The sequence below is a fragment of the Devosia rhizoryzae genome (genome assembly GCF_016698665.1).
Classification (GTDB): Bacteria; Pseudomonadota; Alphaproteobacteria; order Rhizobiales; family Devosiaceae; genus Devosia; species Devosia rhizoryzae.
In genome coordinates this window covers 2139787-2155315 of sequence record NZ_CP068046.1, presented here as the reverse complement: position 1 = coordinate 2155315, position 15529 = coordinate 2139787, and the positions used below count along the sequence as shown (strand labels likewise).

The following is a 15529-nucleotide window of genomic DNA, read 5'->3' as shown; positions in this document are numbered from 1 at the left end:
TCTTTCCGCCTATAACCAACCCGCTTCCCTGACCGGACTTTCCGACCATGTTCGAAAACCTCACCAAGGCTCCTGGCGACAAGATTTTGGCGCTGATGGGCGAATACGCGGCCGATAGCCGCTCGACCAAGATCGACCTCGGTGTCGGCGTCTATAAGGACGAACAGGGCGTGACCCCGGTCATGCGATCCGTTCGCAAGGCCGAAGAGCGCATTCTTTCGAACGAAAAAACAAAGACTTACCTCGGCATTGCTGGCAACATGGGCTATGGCGCAGCCGTGCTCGACCTGGTCCTTGCCGACAGCATCGATCGTTCCCGCGTCCGCATCGCCCAGGCGCCCGGTGGCACCGGTTCGCTCTGGGTGTTAATGCAGCTGATCAACCGCGCCCGCCCCGGCGCCACGGTTTACGTCTCCGATCCGACCTGGGCCAATCACAACCCGATCGCCACCAATTCCGGCCTCAAGGTCGCGACTTATCCCTATTTCGACCCCGAAACCCGCGGCGTCAAATTCGAGCAAATGCTTGCGGCGCTTGACCGAATGGGCGCGGAAGACGTCGTCCTGCTCCATGGCTGCTGCCATAATCCGACCGGCGCAAATCTCACGGATGCGCAGTGGGATCAGGTCGCCGAAAGCCTTGTTCGCACCGGCGCGCTGCCCTTCGTCGATCTGGCCTATCTCGGCTTCGGTGACGGTATCGGGGCCGACGCCTATGGCACGCGCAAGATTCTATCCTCGGTTCCCGAAGCTCTGATAGCTTTCTCGGGCTCCAAGAATTTCGGCCTCTACCGCGAACGCGTCGGCGCGGCCATTCTCGTCGCGCGTAACGCCGAGCAGGCGGAAACCACCAACTCGCAACTGCTCAACATCATTCGCGGCGCCTACTCGCAGCCGCCCGATCATGGCGCCGAAATCATCCGCACCATTCTCGAAGACGCCTCCCTGCGCGCCGAATGGGAGGAAGAGCTGGCCCTCATGCGCAACCGCATGATCTCGCTGCGGAAAAAGTTGGCTGACGCAATCCGCGATCGCTCCAACTCCACCGATTTCGACTTTGTCGCCGACCACCGCGGCATGTTTTCGCTGCTCGGGCTGACAAATGACGCCGTCGAACATCTTAAGGCCACCAATGGCGTCTATATGACTGGAGATAGTCGCATCAATGTTGCAGGCATCCCGGAAGATCGCGTCGGCGATCTCGCCGATGCATTCCTGGGCGCCGTCCGCTGAGCGCAAGCTTGCGGCGCTCTGCCACCATGATTACATTCAGGCTAACTGGCCGGAGTGAAACGTCTTTTAGGAGGGAACGATGAAGTTCTTTGTCGATACTGCTGATACCGCCGCCATCAAGGAACTTCATGAAGCCGGCCTCGTCGATGGCGTCACCACCAATCCGTCGCTGATCGCCAAGTCCGGCCGTGACTTCAAGGAAGTCATCAAGGAAATCGCCGGCATCACCCCCGGCCCGGTCTCCGCCGAAGTCGCGAGCCTTGAATATGACGGCATGGTCGCCGAAGGCGAGCACCTCGCCAAGATCGCCAAGAACGTCGTCATCAAGCTTCCCCTGACGCTCAATGGCCTCAAGGCCACCAAGCACTTCAAGGACGCCGGCATCCAGACCAACGTCACCCTCTGCTTCTCGGCCAACCAGGCTTTGCTCGCCGCAAAGGCTGGCGCCACCTACATCTCGCCCTTCATCGGCCGCCTCGATGACATCAATCTCGATGGCATGGAGCTGATCGAAAACATCCGCACCATCTACGACAACTACCAGTTCGAGACCCAGATCCTGGCTGCTTCGATCCGCTCCCCCAACCACGTAACCGAAGCCGCCCTCGCCGGCGCCGACGTCGCCACCATCCCGCCCGACGTAATCAAGAAGCTCGTTAACCACCCGCTGACCAATTCGGGCATCGACGGCTTCGTCAAGGACTGGGCCGGCACCGGGCAGAGCATTCTCTAGCACGCACATATTCCCGCATACGCGATGTCACCCGGCGCAGGCCGGGGTCCATCCTGAGATGCATGTGCGGGGATCGTCCTCAGGATGGATGCCGGCCTGCGCCGGCATGACAGCGGAGTTGCGGCACGCTTGTGCCCAACAACCATGGCCGACACTGATCTCGCAGCTCAAATAAGAACCGCCCTCGCCAGGGTTGAAATCCCCGGAGGCGGGGACCTTGCGACCTATGCCGGCCTTTCCGAAATCATCGTCACACCCGGCGCCATCGCCTTTGCCATAGCTGTCGCCACCGGCATGGAAGCCGCCTTCGGCCCCGCCCGGGACGAAGCGCAAAAAGCCGCGCAAGCGCTCGGAGGTGCCCGCAAGGTGATGGTCTCCATCACTGCCGAAAAGGGCAATTCTCCAAAATTCTCCCATGGCGCGCCGGTCCCTGCCGGCAAAACCCCGGTCAAGGGCGTACGCCGCATCGTCGCCGTCGGCTCCGGCAAGGGCGGCGTCGGCAAGTCCACCACCGCCGTCAATCTCGCGCTCTCGCTCGCCGCCGAAGGCCTCAAAGTTGGTCTCCTCGACGCCGACCTCTACGGCCCCTCCCTGCCCAAGCTCCTCGGCCTCGAAGGAAAGCCCGCCATTCGCGACGACGGCATCTTCACGCCGCATGCAGCCTTCGGTCTCAAAGCCATTTCCATCGGCTCCATGCTGGTCCCCGGCCAGGCCGTGGTCTGGCGCGGTCCCATGGCCACCTCCGGCCTCCGCCAGCTGCTGCGCGAAACCGCCTGGGGCGAACTCGACGTCCTCGTCATCGACCTGCCGCCCGGCACCGGCGACATCCATATCGCCCTCTTCCAGCAGACCGTGGTCGACGGCGTCGTCATCGTCTCGACCCCGCAGGACCTCGCCCTGATCGACGCGCAGAAAGCCATCGACATGCTTCGCCGCATGTCCGTGCCCGTGCTCGGCCTCATCGAAAACATGAGCTATTTCATCGCCCCAGACACTGGCAACCGCTACGACATTTTCGGCACCGGCGGCGCCGAACAAGCCGCCGCAGACCTCGCCATCCCCTTCCTCGGCCCGGTCCCGCTGGTCATGTCCATCCGCGAAAACTCCGACGCCGGCACGCCCCCGGTCATCGCCGCCCCCACCGGCCCCGAAGCCGCCGCCTACCGCGCCATCGCTCAGCGCCTGATCGCAACCTTGACATAGAGCCCCTTAAATCGATTGCAACCGCGATCCTGCCGGTGCTATCCGCCTTAGACAAGCGGCAAAGGCGCCGGTTGGGAGGGCATATGTTCACGTTCGATCGCAAGGATTTCGGTCCTGAATTCACCTTTGGTGTCGCCACGGCCGCCTACCAGATCGAGGGCGCTACGCAGAGCCACGGTCGCGGCCAGTCGATCTGGGACACTTTTTCGGCCACTCCCGGCAACGTCCACAACGGCGATACCGGCCTCAACGCCTGCAATCACTACGAACTCTGGCCGCAGGATCTCGATCTCATCCGCGACGGCGGTTTCGATGCCTATCGCTTCTCCTTCGCCTGGCCGCGGCTCATTCCTGAAGGCACCGGCGCGACCAACCAGGAAGGTATCGATTTTTACGATCGCCTGATCGATGGCATGCTCGAGCGCGGCATCAAGCCCTATGCCACGCTCTACCACTGGGATCTCCCCTCAGCCCTCCAGGATCGCGGCGGCTGGATGAACCGCGACATTGCCAACTGGTTCGCCGACTATGCGAGCCTCGTCGCCGACAAGTTCGGCGATCGCCTCCAGGCCACCGCCACCATCAACGAACCCTGGTGCGTTGCCTTCCTCAGCCATTATCTGGGCATCCACGCGCCCGGCTATCGCGACCTCCGTGCAGCAGCCCGCGCCATGCACCATGTGCTCTTCGCTCATGGCACCGCCATCGATGCCCTGCGTGCCGGCGGCGCCAAGAACCTAGGCATCGTCCTCAACCTCGAAAAGTCCGAGCCGGCGACCGAGAGCGAGGAAGACAGACAGGCCGTCGATTTCGGCGATGCGCTCTTCAACCGCTGGTATCTCGGCGGTGTCTTCAAGGGACAATATCCCGAAGTGCTCACCCAATGGCTCGAGCCCTATCTGCCCGCCAACTACCAGGCCGACATGGAGACAGTGTCGCGCCCGCTCGACTGGCTGGGCATCAACTACTATACCCGCGGCCTCTACAAGGCTTCGACCGAGCCCGGCCGTCCGGTTGACCAGGTCAAGGGTCCGCTGGAAAAGACCGACATCGGCTGGGAAATCTATCCTCAGGGTCTGAAGGACCTGCTGATCCGGGTCTCCAACGAATACACCAAGATCCCGGTCTATGTGACTGAGAACGGCATGGCCGAAGCCGAAGGCAATGACGATCCGCGCCGCGTCAAATATTACGACGATCACCTCAAGGCCGTTCTCGCGGCGCGCGCGGCAGGCGCGGATGTGCGCGGCTATTTCGCCTGGTCGCTGCTCGACAACTACGAATGGGCCGAGGGCTACAACAAGCGCTTCGGCCTCGTCCATGTCGACTACGCCACGCAAAAGCGCACGCCCAAGGCCAGCTATCGCTCCTTCCAGGGCCTCTTGCACAACACCAAGTAGTCCGCTTGTTCTGATCTCCCCGCGCAGATAGCCTCGTGCCCGAGCCGTCTCAATTCGGCCGGGCGCGAAAATGCGCCACAGGAGGAGAACATTGTCATGAAGCTCGCTTTTGTTGTGCCCGCCTTCATCGCGGGAGCGCTGTCACTTGCCGCGCCCGCTGCTGCGCAGTCGGATTTCCCCACCCAGCCGATCAATCTCGTTGTGCCCTTTGCTGCCGGCGGCTCGACCGATCTTGTCGGCCGCATCGTCGCCGAAGCCATGACCGCGCAGCTGGGCCAGAATGTTCTCGTGGTGAATCAGGCGGGTGCCGGCGGCGTCGTTGGCGCTACGGCCGTGTCCGACGCAGCGCCTGACGGCTATACGATCCTCATGGGCACCATTGCGACCCATGCCCTCAGCGCCTCCCTTTACGCCACGCCGCCCTTTGATCCGAGCGCCGACTTCGAGCCCATTTCCTTGCTGGTGACTGTCCCCAACGTCCTGCTGGTCAATCCCGCATTTCCGGCCAATTCAGTCGAAGAACTGATCGCCAAGCTCAAGGCGGAGCCCGAGCAGCACGCCTATGCCTCGTCCGGCAACGGCACGCCGCTTCATCTTTCCGGCGAACTTTTCAAGTCGATGACCGGCACCGACATGGTCCATGTGCCCTATCAGGGCTCAGGCCCGGCTCTGGTCGATGCGCTCTCCGGCGCCGTGCCGATCATCTTCGACAACCTTCCTTCCGCCAGCGAACACATGAAGGCCGGAACGCTCAAGCCCCTGGCTGTGACGACGCTCGAACGCAGCGCCAGCTTCCCCGATCTGCCGACCATGGATGAAGCCGGGGTGCCGGGCTACGAAACCAACACCTGGAACGCCCTCTTCGCACCCGCCGGCACGCCGCCCGAAGTGATCGCCAAGCTCAATGAAGCCGCCGTCGCTGCCGTCAACGATCCTGCCGTCAAGGCGCGGCTCGCCGAAGCCGGTGCCGTCGTCGTTGGCTCCAGCGCCGAAGACTTGGCCGCCCATGTTCAAAGCGAAGTCGCCCGCTGGGCTCCGGTCATCAAGGAAGCCGGTGTCTCCATCCAATAGCATCACGGCCGGGTGAAAGTCCGGCCCCTTCGGGAACGGAAGGGGCTTGCGAACATTTAGAGAACAACAAGGAGTTCTCTCATGTCCACCCCCACGCAGAAGATCGAACCGAGCGAGCATTCCAATCTTGAGAAGGATCCCGACACCTGGACCACCGGCGACGACCCGATGACCGATGCCCAGGCCTCCTACCTCAAGACCCTGTCCGAGCAGGCTCACCAGCCCGAACAGTTCGCCGAAGACCTCAGCAAAGCCGAAGCCTCCAAACGCATCGACGCCCTCCGCGGCGAAGTTGGCCTCGATAACTAAACGACATCCGGCAGGCGCGCGGCCATGAGGGCGCGCGTCAGCTCATGTTGCGGCCGGGCGAAAAGATCGTCCGGCCGTCCCTGTTCGACGATCCTGCCCGCTTCCATCACCAGCACCCGGTCGGCCATTGCGGCGACCATGTCGAGGTCGTGGCTGATGATGAGGTAGGTAAGGCCGTGCTCTTCCTGCAGGCGCCCAAGCAGGTTGAGCACATCGCCGCGCACCGACACATCAAGCGCTGACACCGGTTCATCCAGCACCAGAAGCCGTGGCTTGGTCACCATGGCGCGGGCAATGGCCAGCCGCTGCCGCTGCCCGCCTGAAAATTCATGCGGATACCGCGAGAGCATGGCGGGGTCGAGGCCAACGGATGTAATCGCTTCCACCAGGCGACGCCCCCGTTCTTCGCGCGTCATTTGTCGCAGCAAACGGAGCGGTTCGCCGAGCGAAGTGCCCACCGTCATGAGGGGGTCAAAGCTGCTGAACGGGTCCTGGAACACCAGCGATACGCCCCCGCGCAACAAAGGCGGAAGGTTGCGCCCATGATAGAGCGTGCCGTCCAGTCTAAACTGGCCTTCGGTCGTGCTGTCGAGGCCTACGATCATGCGCGCCAGCGTGCTCTTGCCGCAGCCGGACGGTCCCACCAGTGCAACACTTTCGCCTCGTCCCAGGCTGAAACTAACGCGATCCACGGCGCGCACTGGTTTTTGGCGCCAGAGCCAGAAGCCCCCATTACCATAATCGCGGCTGACGGCATCGACCGTCAGCAAAGCCTCGCGGGCTTGGGGGCTCCGGTGCCGCCGCTCCACGCGGCTCGCGGCCAGCAAACGCTGCGTGTACTCCGCCTTCGGGGATTGAAGCACCGCGTCGATCGAACCCTGCTCCACGATTTCGCCCGCGCGCATCACCGCGACCTTGGTGCAAAGCGCGGCGACGGCGCGAATGTCATGGCTGATAAAGATCAGCGTCATCTGCCGCCGCTCGCAGATGTCGCCGATAAGGTCGAGCACCTTGCGCTGGGTGATGGCATCGAGCGCCGATGTCGGCTCGTCTGCGATCATCAGCTCCGGCTGGCTCGCCAATGCCATGGCAATCATAGCCCGCTGCCGCTGCCCGCCGGAAAGCTCATGCGGAAATCGAGCGGCATGGAGCGGCAGCAGCCCGACCTCCCGCAGGAGGCCATCAATGTCCGTGGATACATCGGCGAGGGTGCCCGCTTCGCCGATCTGGTCACCAATGGTCATCAACGGGTTGAGCGCCGTCATCGGCTCCTGGAACACCATGCCGATGCGCTTGCCACGCAGGCGCGCCATTTCCCGTTCGTTTGGCGGCAATGGGTCGCCATCGAAGCGCACTTGTCCCGAGACCTTCGCGGTCTCCGGCAACAGCCCGGTGATCGCCAAAGCGGTCAGCGACTTGCCCGAACCGCTTTCGCCGATAATCCCGAAGCGATCGCCACGCTCGATGTTTAGAGAGAGCTCCCGCACCGCCGGCCGGCCGCCAAAGCTGATCGAAAGGTTCTCGATCTCAACCAGCGCCATGGTTCATCCCCTGGCGACGAAGGCGCGGATCGATGGCATCGCGCAAGCCGTCCCCTGCAATGTTGAGCGCTATGACCAGAAAAACGATCGTCAGCCCCGGCAGCACGCTGAGCCATGGGTGGATCAGGAACACGCCCTGCACGTCGCGCAGCATCAGGCCAAGGCTTGTTTCCGGAGCCTGCGTGCCGATGCCAACATAGGAAAGCGCCGCCTCCGCCAGGATGCCGAGCGACAGCTGGATCGTGCCCTGGACGATGATGAGGCTTGCGATGTTCGGCAGCAAATGTCGCGCCGCGATTGCTGCATTGCCGAGGCCCGCCAGCCGCGCCGCTGCGACATAGTCCTGGGTTGCTATCGCCAGCGCCCCGCCGCGCGCGACCCGAGCGAAGACCGGGATGTTGAAGATGCCGATGGCAATGATGGCGTTGAGCTCGCCCGGTCCGAGAAGCGTCGCGATCAGAATGGCGACGATCAATGCGGGAAAAGCGAAAGCCAGGTCCGAAAGGCGCAGCACCAGCCATTCGACCCAGCCGCCCCAGGCCACTGCCGCAAGTCCCATCGGCACCCCGACGCCGATGCCGATGACGACGCCAGACGCGGCGACGATTAGGCTCGTGAGGATGCCGTGCATCACCATGGACAGGAGGTCCCGCCCCAAATGGTCGGTGCCGAGCCAGTGTTCCGGCCCAAGTGACTGAAAACGATCGGCGACGCTGATCGCTTCGATGGGGTGGGGGGTCCACCATAGCGAGGTGAGCCCAAGAGCTGCAAGAATCAAGATCGCGATCAGCCCGCCGACGAGGCCGGGATTGTGCCGCCAGCTCATGCGCGCACTCTGAGGCGCGGGTCGACCCAGGCATAGGTCAAGTCGGTGATCAGCATGGTCGCCGTTACCACGACAACCAGCACCATCGTGGCGCCGCGCACCAGGATCAGGTCGCGCTCGGTAACCGCGTTGAAGATCAGCCGGCCCAGTCCGGGCAGGAAGAAGACGTTTTCGACGATGATCGTCCCGGCAACAAGAAAAGCGAACTGCAGGCCCAAGATCGTCAGCACCGGCAAGAGCGCATTGCGGACCCCATGCCGCCAGATCGCCTCATCCATGGTCATGCCCTTGGCCCGCGCCGTGCGGATGAAATCCTGGCCCATGACGTCGACCAGAGCCGTGCGCATCACCCGGGCCAGGATCGATGCCTGCGGCAGCGCCAGCGCCAGGCTGGGAAGGATGAGACTGCGCAAGGACCCCACCCAATCCTCATGCCAGGGCACGAAGCCGCCGGTCGGCAGCCAGCGCAGCGTCACCGCAAATACCAGCGTCAGCAGCATGCCAAACCAGAAATTCGGCACGGCCACCCCGGTCTGCGCCAAGATCATCAGCGCCGTATCCGCCGGCTTTCCCCGCCGCCTGGCCGCCAAAATGCCGAGCGGCAGGCCCACGATCATGGAAATCAGCATGGCAAGAATGGTCAGCGGCAAGGTCACCGCGAGCCGCTCGACGATCAGCTGCGCCACCGGCAAACGCTGTGTGACGGAGGTGCCGAAGTCGCCCCCAAGCATGCCGCCCAGCCACTGCAAGAACCGCTCCAGGGCAGGCGCATCGAGCCCCATCTGCAGGCGCAGCGCAGCTACCGCATCGGGGCTGGCATTGATGCCGAGGATGAACCGGGCGGGGTCGCCCGGCAAAAGGTCGAGCAGCAGGAAGATCACCGCTGCCGATGCCAGAAGCATCAGCACGAAGCCGGCAAAGCGGCGCAGGAGAAAGGCTAGCACGCCTCCCTCCTGCCCGGGTCCAGACTATTCCGTCCAGTGGATATCGCGCAGAACCACGCCTTCGACGGGCGAGTTCGGCCACATGCCCTCAAGCTTGGCGTTCCAGACGCCGGTCTGCGCCAGTTCGAACAGGTAGCCGTTGACCGCATCTTCGGCGATGATGGTCTGCATTTGCTGCACGAGCCTGGTGCGCTCGGCCGCGTCCAGGGTCGCGGTGAGGGTCTCGTTGAGCGCCTGGAACTCGGGATTGTCATAGCCGAAGTAGTAGTCGGGGTTGGCATAGATGCCAATATCGAACGGCTCGACATGGGCGATGATGGTGAGGTCGAAGTCCTTGTTGGCAAACACATCTTCGAGCCACTGGGCGAATTCGGAGTTGACCAGTTCGAGCTTGATGCCGACCTCGGCGAACTGGCTGGCGATGATCTGCCCGGAAAGCCGCGCATAGGCCACGGGCGGCAGCTTCAGCGTTGCCGAAAAGCCGTCGGGATAGCCAGCTTCGGCGAGCAGCGCCTTTGCCTTTTCGACGTCATGGGGATAGGTGCCGGTGAGGTCGAGATAGTCGGGGTTTTGCGGCGCAAAATGCGTGCCGATCGGCGCGCCATATCCATAGGTCGCGCCTTCGATGATCTCCTCGCGATCGAGCGCATGCGCCATGGCCTGCCGCACCAGCAGGTTGTCGAAGGGCGCTTTCCTGTTGTTGGTCGCAAGGATGGTTTCACCCTCGGTCAGGCCCACCAGGACCTTGAACTGCGGATTGCCCTCGAATACCGGCAGCGCTTCGGCGGCAAAATTGTTGGTGCCGTCGATGTCGCCGGCCAGGAGCGCATTGGTCATCGCCCCGGTATCGCCGATAAAGACGAAGCTGGCGCGGGTCAGCGCCGGCTTGTCACCCCAATAGGGACCATATTGCTCAAGGATCACGCGGCTGCCGCGGTCCCACTGCACGAAGGCAAACGGCCCGGTGCCGATCGGATCGGTGGCATTGTTGTCGGCGCTTTCCGGCGCCACGATCACCGCATCGCCGCGCCCGATATTGAACAAGAACAGCCCATCGGGCCGCGATAGGGTGATATCGACGGTCAGCGGATCGACAACCTCGACCGCTGCGATCGGCGCATAAAGCGCCTTTTGCGCATTGACGCTATCTTCGGCCAGGATGCGGTCGAAGGTGAACTTTACGTCCTCGGCATCGAAGGCACTGCCATCGTGGAAGGTGACGCCGTCATGGAGCTTGAATCTGTAGTTGAGCCCATCATCGCTCACCGTCCAGCTCTCGGCGAGCCCCGGCTGCACGGCGCCGTCCTTGTCGATGCGGACAAGGCCCTCGAAGATGTTCTGGTAGACAACGACGTCGATCGCTTCGGCCGCGCCGGCGGTCGGATCGAGTGCGGGCGGCTCGAAGGCAACGCCGATCTTGATCTCGGTCGGCTGAGCCAAGGCTGCCGCGCTGGTCATCATGAGGCCGGCAAGGGCCAGGGTGAGGGAGGTCTTGAGGCTCATGGCTTTTCTCCAACCGAGTCGGCAGTCGCTCGCGCGCGTAGCTATAGGCAAAACTGCCGCCGCGTGCACCCTTTGCGCGGGCCAAACTTTTCCCTTGCCGGAGACGCTTAGGGCATATTTGCCCACTGCCTTAGTTGTCGCGAACGGCCGAGCGTTCGTCGACGAGGTCGGCCGGGATCTTGAGGCTGAACAACAGCCCTTCCGCACCCGCCGGATCGACCGACAAGGACACCGTATTGACCGCCAGGAGCGAGCGCGTCAACGCAAGGCCAACGCTTGACCGCACCGGCGCCAGCGCCTGCCCGTCCCGCCCGACACCGTCGCGGAAGACCACGAAGCGCTCGGACATGTCGACCGCGCCGGCCGAGCTGTCGCGCACCTGGATGACGATGGCGCCATCGTCGTGCCGCTGTGCCGAGATGACCACGGCGCCGCCGACCGGCGTCTGGTCGATGGCGCTGGCAAGAAGGTTCAGCACCGCTTGTGCCAGCGACGCGCGATCGGCGGTGATCCTGGGCAGGGTTTCCGAAATCGCATTGCGGACGATGACGCGGTTCGCATTGGCCTGGTCGCGAATGCGCAGCACGCAGCTTTCGAGAAGCGCGGTGAGATCGAGGCTTGCCCGCTGCGGCAGATAGCGTCCGTCGCGCAGCCGCGCATAGTCGTCGAGTTCGTCGACAAGCGCTGCAATCTCCTGCGCCGCGCGGGCGATGTCGTCGGCATAGCCTTCATAGCGCTCGTTGTTGAGAGCGCCGAAGGCCTTGGAGCGGATGAGGTCGGAGAAGCCGACAATGGTGTTGAGCGGCCGCCGCACGCCGCGGCTGATGCGTCCGAGCAGCGCCGGATCGACGTCGCTTGCGGCACTGATCCGCGCGGGAGCCGCTTCGCGGCCGCGCACCAGCCCGAAATAGCCGGACAGGACCCCAGCCTGACCAAGCGCAAAGAGCAGAATCTCGCTGCGACCATCGGCGGAGCGCAAGGTGAGGCATGGCCGCGCCGTTTCGGCAAAGCGTGCCGGGCGCTCGAGAAAAGCGCGCAGTGCGACGACATCGGCACTGCCAACAAGATCGGCAATCGGCCTTCCGGCCAAGACCTTGCCGCCCGCCAGCAGGTTCGCTGCCTGCTCACTGCCGAAGTTGACGACGCCGGCGCGATTGGCGTCGATAAAACCATCGCCGCGGATATCGGCAAAGCTTTGTGCGAAGGCCTTGACCGCATCTTCGTGGCCGGTGCGCACTTCAGTCGTGCTCGCCGACAACATCAGGGCAGGGCGGCCCTGCCAGGAGATCGACTGCAACCGCGCCGTCACGGGCACCAGCGTACCGTCGCGCTGCACCAGGTGATTGACCGGTCCCGCACTCTGGTCATCGCCCCCTGCCGAGGGGAACATGGCCGCAAGCCCCGCTTTGCGCAGGCTTTCGACGGACTCGTAGCCCACCATTTCGGTGATGGCGCGGTTTGCAAAAAGGATTTGTTGGTCTCGAAACACCAGGATGCCGAGCGGCAGCCGGTTCAGCACCAGCGTTTCGCCGCCCAGATTGATCAGCGCGCCCGGTGTCGATGTCTCCGTCTTGGTCGTGGCCGGCGGCTGGTTGCCGACGCGATCGGACAAAATGCGGGAAAGCTCGTCGAAATTGTAGCGCGACACCCGCTCCACAGTTTCGGCATCGGGTGGCGGGGGCACTGCGGCCTCTTCCACGACGGGCTCGGCTGATTCGACGACGTTTGGCGTAAAGCCTCGCCCCGTGACCTTGAACAGCAGCGGCGCCGGCTCCGGAACTTCGGTCGCCAGGGCAGGTGCCACGTCATCCGCCTCGGTCAAAGGCGAAAACAGCGCGTCGTCTGCCGCCAGGCGATCGATCAGGCTGCTGAGCCGGTTGGAGCCCTGACTGTCTTCGACAGCGGCGACGACTGGCTCTACGGGCTCGATAACGGGAGCAACGGGCTCATCTTCGGCCAGCGCCGCGCTCCACTGCTCCGGCGCATCTGCCTCAGGGTCGGGCTCCATTGCCGGCGCCGGCTCATAGACGGTCTCGGCATCGGCGTCGCGCCAGCTTTCAAGCTCATGCTCATAGGCCGCGTCGGGTGCGGGCTCGTCGCGTACCGGCTCTTCGATGGGCTGCACCAGCTCTGGCTCGGCTTCCCCGCGCGCCAAAGCCAAAATGTCGTCGGCGATCGGATCGACTGCCGTGATCAGGAGGACCGGCTCGCTTTCTTCCCAAACCAACGGCGTTGTCGAACACGTGGCGGAAACCGGCCGCTCGCCGGTCAGGAACTGGATACGTGCCAGGCTGCTGCGGCCCGTCGTGCCGAGCCGCATGATCCGGTTGATCTGTCCCTTGATCGGCACCGCCGCTGGCGCCAGCTTGAGCGCGCCCTTCTTGATCTTGGCAGCAAACAGCTCTGCGGCCCGGTTGGACCAGATCAGCCTCTGCCCGTCCTGCGACCAAAGCCAAGCCGGGCGCGCGTCTTCCGCCAAAGGCAGAACGCGGCGTGCATCCGGCAATGTGCTCCAGCGCTCATTCATAGACAGCCTTTGAAGGGTCGACGCGGTGTTTGTTCCATAACGGCACAAACGCCCAAGGTTCCTTAAGTGTTCTTCAATATAGTGCGCGTGCCCTCGAATCCAGAGCGGCCTGGACCGGCGGTGCGAGCATCGCTCCCCATGGTTAAGCTGCTTTCCCTAACGTTTGGTCACGCAACTGCCTTGCGTGGCTGGGCTGTCCACAGGACGCAAAATCACTGCTTGTCATCCCGATCAACTCGACCTATGTTCCGCGCGTTTTCGGGCAGAGCTTTTGCCGCCCTCAAAACCCTTTGCCGCCTTAGCTCAGTTGGTTAGAGCGCTAGATTGTGGATCTAGAGGTCCCCCGTTCAATCCGGGGAGGCGGTACCACTTCCCTCAGACAACGGATCATAGCGTCAGGCGTAAGGCCGAGATGTTGCGCGCGATCTGGCGGAAGGCACCGATAAGGGCGTCCCCGTTTTCTGCAAGAAAAGCGTTGCTGGTGGAGGTGGCGCAGCCTTCCAGGAGCTTGGCCGCATCGCTGCCTTTGGTGATCCCGAAGCCAACGGTGTAAACCACGATCCCGGTGCCATTCTTCATCGCGGCGCAGTAGGCTTTGGCCTGCTTTTCCGCATCTCCATTGGCGGCATCGCAGTTGATGTAGTCAAAATCACCGTAGGAATAGATCGAGCTGCCAGGTCCCGAGTTCTTGGCAACGACGCCGTTGCAATGCACCGTGTTGAAGGCACCGTCCGTCATGATGATAACGGCCTTGAGCAGGTCGTCCTCATTGTAGGGCGCCGGCCGGTTGTCGGGCCAGACATTGCCGAAGTTGGGCGCCAGCATATACCAGCTCCACAAGATGCCCAGACTGCCCGCTGTAGAACCGGATGCCTCGAACGCCTTGATCGCGTTGTCAAGCGCCCCCTCATCGGTAGTCAGCGGCACGATGCTGTTGCTGATGCAGCCATTTTTCGGCTCAGGATAATTGCGGCTGGCAAAGGTTGTGCTGGGCGCCCGGTCGTTAATCGGGGCAACCCGGTCCGTTACGCAGGTCGTGTACGCATTGGTGCGGGTCTGATTCCAGATATTGCGGAATTGATATTCCGAGCACCCCACTGTCGCGCTCTGCCAGTTGCAATAAAATCGTCCGCTATTGGTTGAATAGGTGCTGGTGCGCGAGAAGCTGGCGCCAGGCAGCACGAACGAGTTTGCCGTCACCGTTGAGATGTTGAACGCAATGTTGTTGAAATCTGTGATGCCGCGGGCACCGGTGATGATGATCTGCTCGCCTTCCGCATAGCCATGGCCGGGAGAGGTGATCACCGGGTCGCAATTGGCCGCGAGACACTTGATGACCGAGCCGCCGGTACCCTTGCTGTAATTGCGCGCATCAACCCCAGCCAGCGTGAAAAACCCGTTGCCGATTGTCGAAACTCTGAAAGGTTTGTTGTTCACCTGCGTCATGCTGCTGACGCCGGTGATATAAACCCAGTCATTGACCAGAAAGCCGTGGTTGGTGACGTTTACCTTGGCTGGATTGTTCTTGTCGATGCTTGAGATAGTCTTGGCGGATCCGCTGCTCCAGGTGATGTTCTGGATCGTGCGCGGCAGGCGGATCGGCCCACGCAGCGCATCGGCATAGATTCCGGCGTTGACGGACTGCGCATAGGGAACAAGCGCAACCCTGGCGGTTGTGTCGCCGCCGTTATTGGCAAGGATCGTTTCAATCAGTTCGTAGCTTGCATTTTGAAGGTCGGTGATGCGGCTGCCCTCCATCGAACCGGTGATGTCGAGCGCAATGGCCACCTCCATGTTCACCGCACCCTGCATCGCTTCCGAGGTGAAGCTGGCGCCAAGCTGATTGACGCCGACGAGGCTCACGAACATCGTTGGTAGCGTGAAATCGCCGCCCAGCAGCAGCCGGCCCGATTCTGGCTCGATGCTTATGCGGTCCACCTTGACCGATACCCGCGTGTCGCCGATCCGTTCTTTGACGATGTTTTCGGCGCGAAGGCGGATGTCTTCTTTGGTAACGCCCACCCTGTCGATATCGCGCTGCAGCGCCAGTGCCGCAGCATCGAGCGCTGTCTGCGCCCGCGCCCGCGTCTGCTCCAACGACACATAATCGACCACCGCGCCACCCAGCGCGATGAGCACAATGGCCATGAGCCCGAAGATGACGGCAAAGACGCCGCTTTCGTCCCGACCAAAACGGCGGAGAAGTCTTGTGAACTGGGACATAGGACGCGCAACCCCGA

At 62.9% G+C, this 15529-nt stretch carries 12 protein-coding genes and 1 tRNA gene; 7 read left to right on the top strand and 6 right to left on the bottom strand.

All coding sequences use genetic code 11. The annotated features are described in order from the left end of the window. Positions 1 to 47: 47 nt before the first annotated feature. The 6 genes from JI748_RS10715 to JI748_RS10690 all read left to right on the top strand — a co-directional run bounded on the left by JI748_RS10715 (position 48) and on the right by JI748_RS10690 (position 5948). Positions 48 to 1232 carry an amino acid aminotransferase gene (locus JI748_RS10715; RefSeq protein ID WP_201630317.1) on the top strand — a complete coding sequence of 395 codons (1185 nt, stop codon included), beginning with the start codon at positions 48 to 50 and terminating at the stop codon, positions 1230 to 1232. A 79-nt stretch (positions 1233 to 1311) separates the two neighbouring features. Then, positions 1312 to 1965 carry a fructose-6-phosphate aldolase gene (gene fsa, locus JI748_RS10710; RefSeq protein WP_164533531.1) on the top strand — a complete coding sequence of 218 codons (654 nt, stop codon included), beginning with the start codon at positions 1312 to 1314 and terminating at the stop codon, positions 1963 to 1965. Between the two features lie 144 nt (positions 1966 to 2109). Next, positions 2110 to 3168: an Mrp/NBP35 family ATP-binding protein gene (locus JI748_RS10705; protein WP_201630315.1), complete on the top strand. Its 1059-nt coding sequence runs from the start codon at positions 2110 to 2112 to the stop codon at positions 3166 to 3168. 83 nt (positions 3169 to 3251) lie between these two features. Further along, positions 3252 to 4568, top strand: a complete 1317-nt coding sequence (locus tag JI748_RS10700) for a GH1 family beta-glucosidase (protein WP_201630313.1) — start codon at positions 3252 to 3254, stop codon at positions 4566 to 4568. Positions 4569 to 4664: 96 nt separating this feature from the next. Beyond that, on the top strand, positions 4665 to 5639 hold the full coding sequence (locus JI748_RS10695; protein WP_201630311.1) for a Bug family tripartite tricarboxylate transporter substrate binding protein: 975 nt from the start codon (positions 4665 to 4667) through the stop codon (positions 5637 to 5639). 81 nt (positions 5640 to 5720) lie between these two features. Beyond that, the gene (locus JI748_RS10690; protein WP_201630309.1) at positions 5721 to 5948 is read left to right on the top strand and encodes a DUF3072 domain-containing protein; all 228 of its coding nucleotides are present in this window, start codon (positions 5721 to 5723) and stop codon (positions 5946 to 5948) included. On the opposite strand, the gene JI748_RS10685 is transcribed toward JI748_RS10690, so the two are convergent. The 5 genes from JI748_RS10685 to JI748_RS10665 form a co-directional block, all read right to left on the bottom strand. Continuing rightward, positions 5945 to 7489: a dipeptide ABC transporter ATP-binding protein gene (locus JI748_RS10685; protein WP_201630307.1), complete on the bottom strand. Its 1545-nt coding sequence runs from the start codon at positions 7487 to 7489 to the stop codon at positions 5945 to 5947. The genes JI748_RS10690 and JI748_RS10685 overlap by 4 nt on opposite strands. Continuing rightward, complete coding sequence (locus JI748_RS10680; RefSeq protein ID WP_201630305.1) at positions 7476 to 8315, bottom strand: ABC transporter permease; 840 nt, start codon at positions 8313 to 8315, stop codon at positions 7476 to 7478. The genes JI748_RS10685 and JI748_RS10680 overlap by 14 nt, the downstream gene beginning before the upstream one ends. Continuing rightward, positions 8312 to 9259: an ABC transporter permease gene (locus JI748_RS10675; RefSeq protein WP_201630303.1), complete on the bottom strand. Its 948-nt coding sequence runs from the start codon at positions 9257 to 9259 to the stop codon at positions 8312 to 8314. Before JI748_RS10675 ends, JI748_RS10680 begins: the two co-directional genes overlap by 4 nt. A gap of 24 nt (positions 9260 to 9283) precedes the next feature. Next, a complete protein-coding gene (locus JI748_RS10670) occupies positions 9284 to 10762 on the bottom strand; it encodes an ABC transporter substrate-binding protein (RefSeq protein ID WP_201630301.1) in 1479 nt (492 codons plus the stop codon). A 130-nt stretch (positions 10763 to 10892) separates the two neighbouring features. Then, positions 10893 to 13289: a sensor histidine kinase gene (locus JI748_RS10665; RefSeq protein ID WP_201630299.1), complete on the bottom strand. Its 2397-nt coding sequence runs from the start codon at positions 13287 to 13289 to the stop codon at positions 10893 to 10895. Positions 13290 to 13581: 292 nt separating this feature from the next. Between JI748_RS10665 and JI748_RS10660 the strand changes: the two genes are divergently transcribed. Next, positions 13582 to 13658: transfer RNA gene (locus JI748_RS10660), tRNA-His, on the top strand. An 18-nt stretch (positions 13659 to 13676) separates the two neighbouring features. Here JI748_RS10660 and JI748_RS10655 read toward each other — a convergent pair. Further along, a complete protein-coding gene (locus JI748_RS10655; RefSeq protein WP_201630297.1) occupies positions 13677 to 15512 on the bottom strand; it encodes a pilus assembly protein TadG-related protein in 1836 nt (611 codons plus the stop codon). Between the last annotated feature and the right edge of the window lie 17 nt (positions 15513 to 15529).

What these genes read in the sequence shown, in the direction of transcription:
- JI748_RS10700 (WP_201630313.1), top strand. Translation starts at nt 3,252, where the DNA reads ATGTTCACGTTCGATCGCAAGGATTTCGGTCCTGAATTCACCTTTGGT.
- JI748_RS10665 (WP_201630299.1), bottom strand. Translation starts at nt 13,289, where the DNA reads ATGAATGAGCGCTGGAGCACATTGCCGGATGCACGCCGCGTTCTGCCT.
- JI748_RS10715 (WP_201630317.1), top strand. Translation starts at nt 48, where the DNA reads ATGTTCGAAAACCTCACCAAGGCTCCTGGCGACAAGATTTTGGCGCTG.
- JI748_RS10705 (WP_201630315.1), top strand. Translation starts at nt 2,110, where the DNA reads ATGGCCGACACTGATCTCGCAGCTCAAATAAGAACCGCCCTCGCCAGG.
- JI748_RS10695 (WP_201630311.1), top strand. Translation starts at nt 4,665, where the DNA reads ATGAAGCTCGCTTTTGTTGTGCCCGCCTTCATCGCGGGAGCGCTGTCA.
- JI748_RS10655 (WP_201630297.1), bottom strand. Translation starts at nt 15,512, where the DNA reads ATGTCCCAGTTCACAAGACTTCTCCGCCGTTTTGGTCGGGACGAAAGC.
- JI748_RS10685 (WP_201630307.1), bottom strand. Translation starts at nt 7,489, where the DNA reads ATGGCGCTGGTTGAGATCGAGAACCTTTCGATCAGCTTTGGCGGCCGG.
- JI748_RS10670 (WP_201630301.1), bottom strand. Translation starts at nt 10,762, where the DNA reads ATGAGCCTCAAGACCTCCCTCACCCTGGCCCTTGCCGGCCTCATGATG.
- JI748_RS10680 (WP_201630305.1), bottom strand. Translation starts at nt 8,315, where the DNA reads ATGAGCTGGCGGCACAATCCCGGCCTCGTCGGCGGGCTGATCGCGATC.
- fsa (WP_164533531.1), top strand. Translation starts at nt 1,312, where the DNA reads ATGAAGTTCTTTGTCGATACTGCTGATACCGCCGCCATCAAGGAACTT.
- JI748_RS10690 (WP_201630309.1), top strand. Translation starts at nt 5,721, where the DNA reads ATGTCCACCCCCACGCAGAAGATCGAACCGAGCGAGCATTCCAATCTT.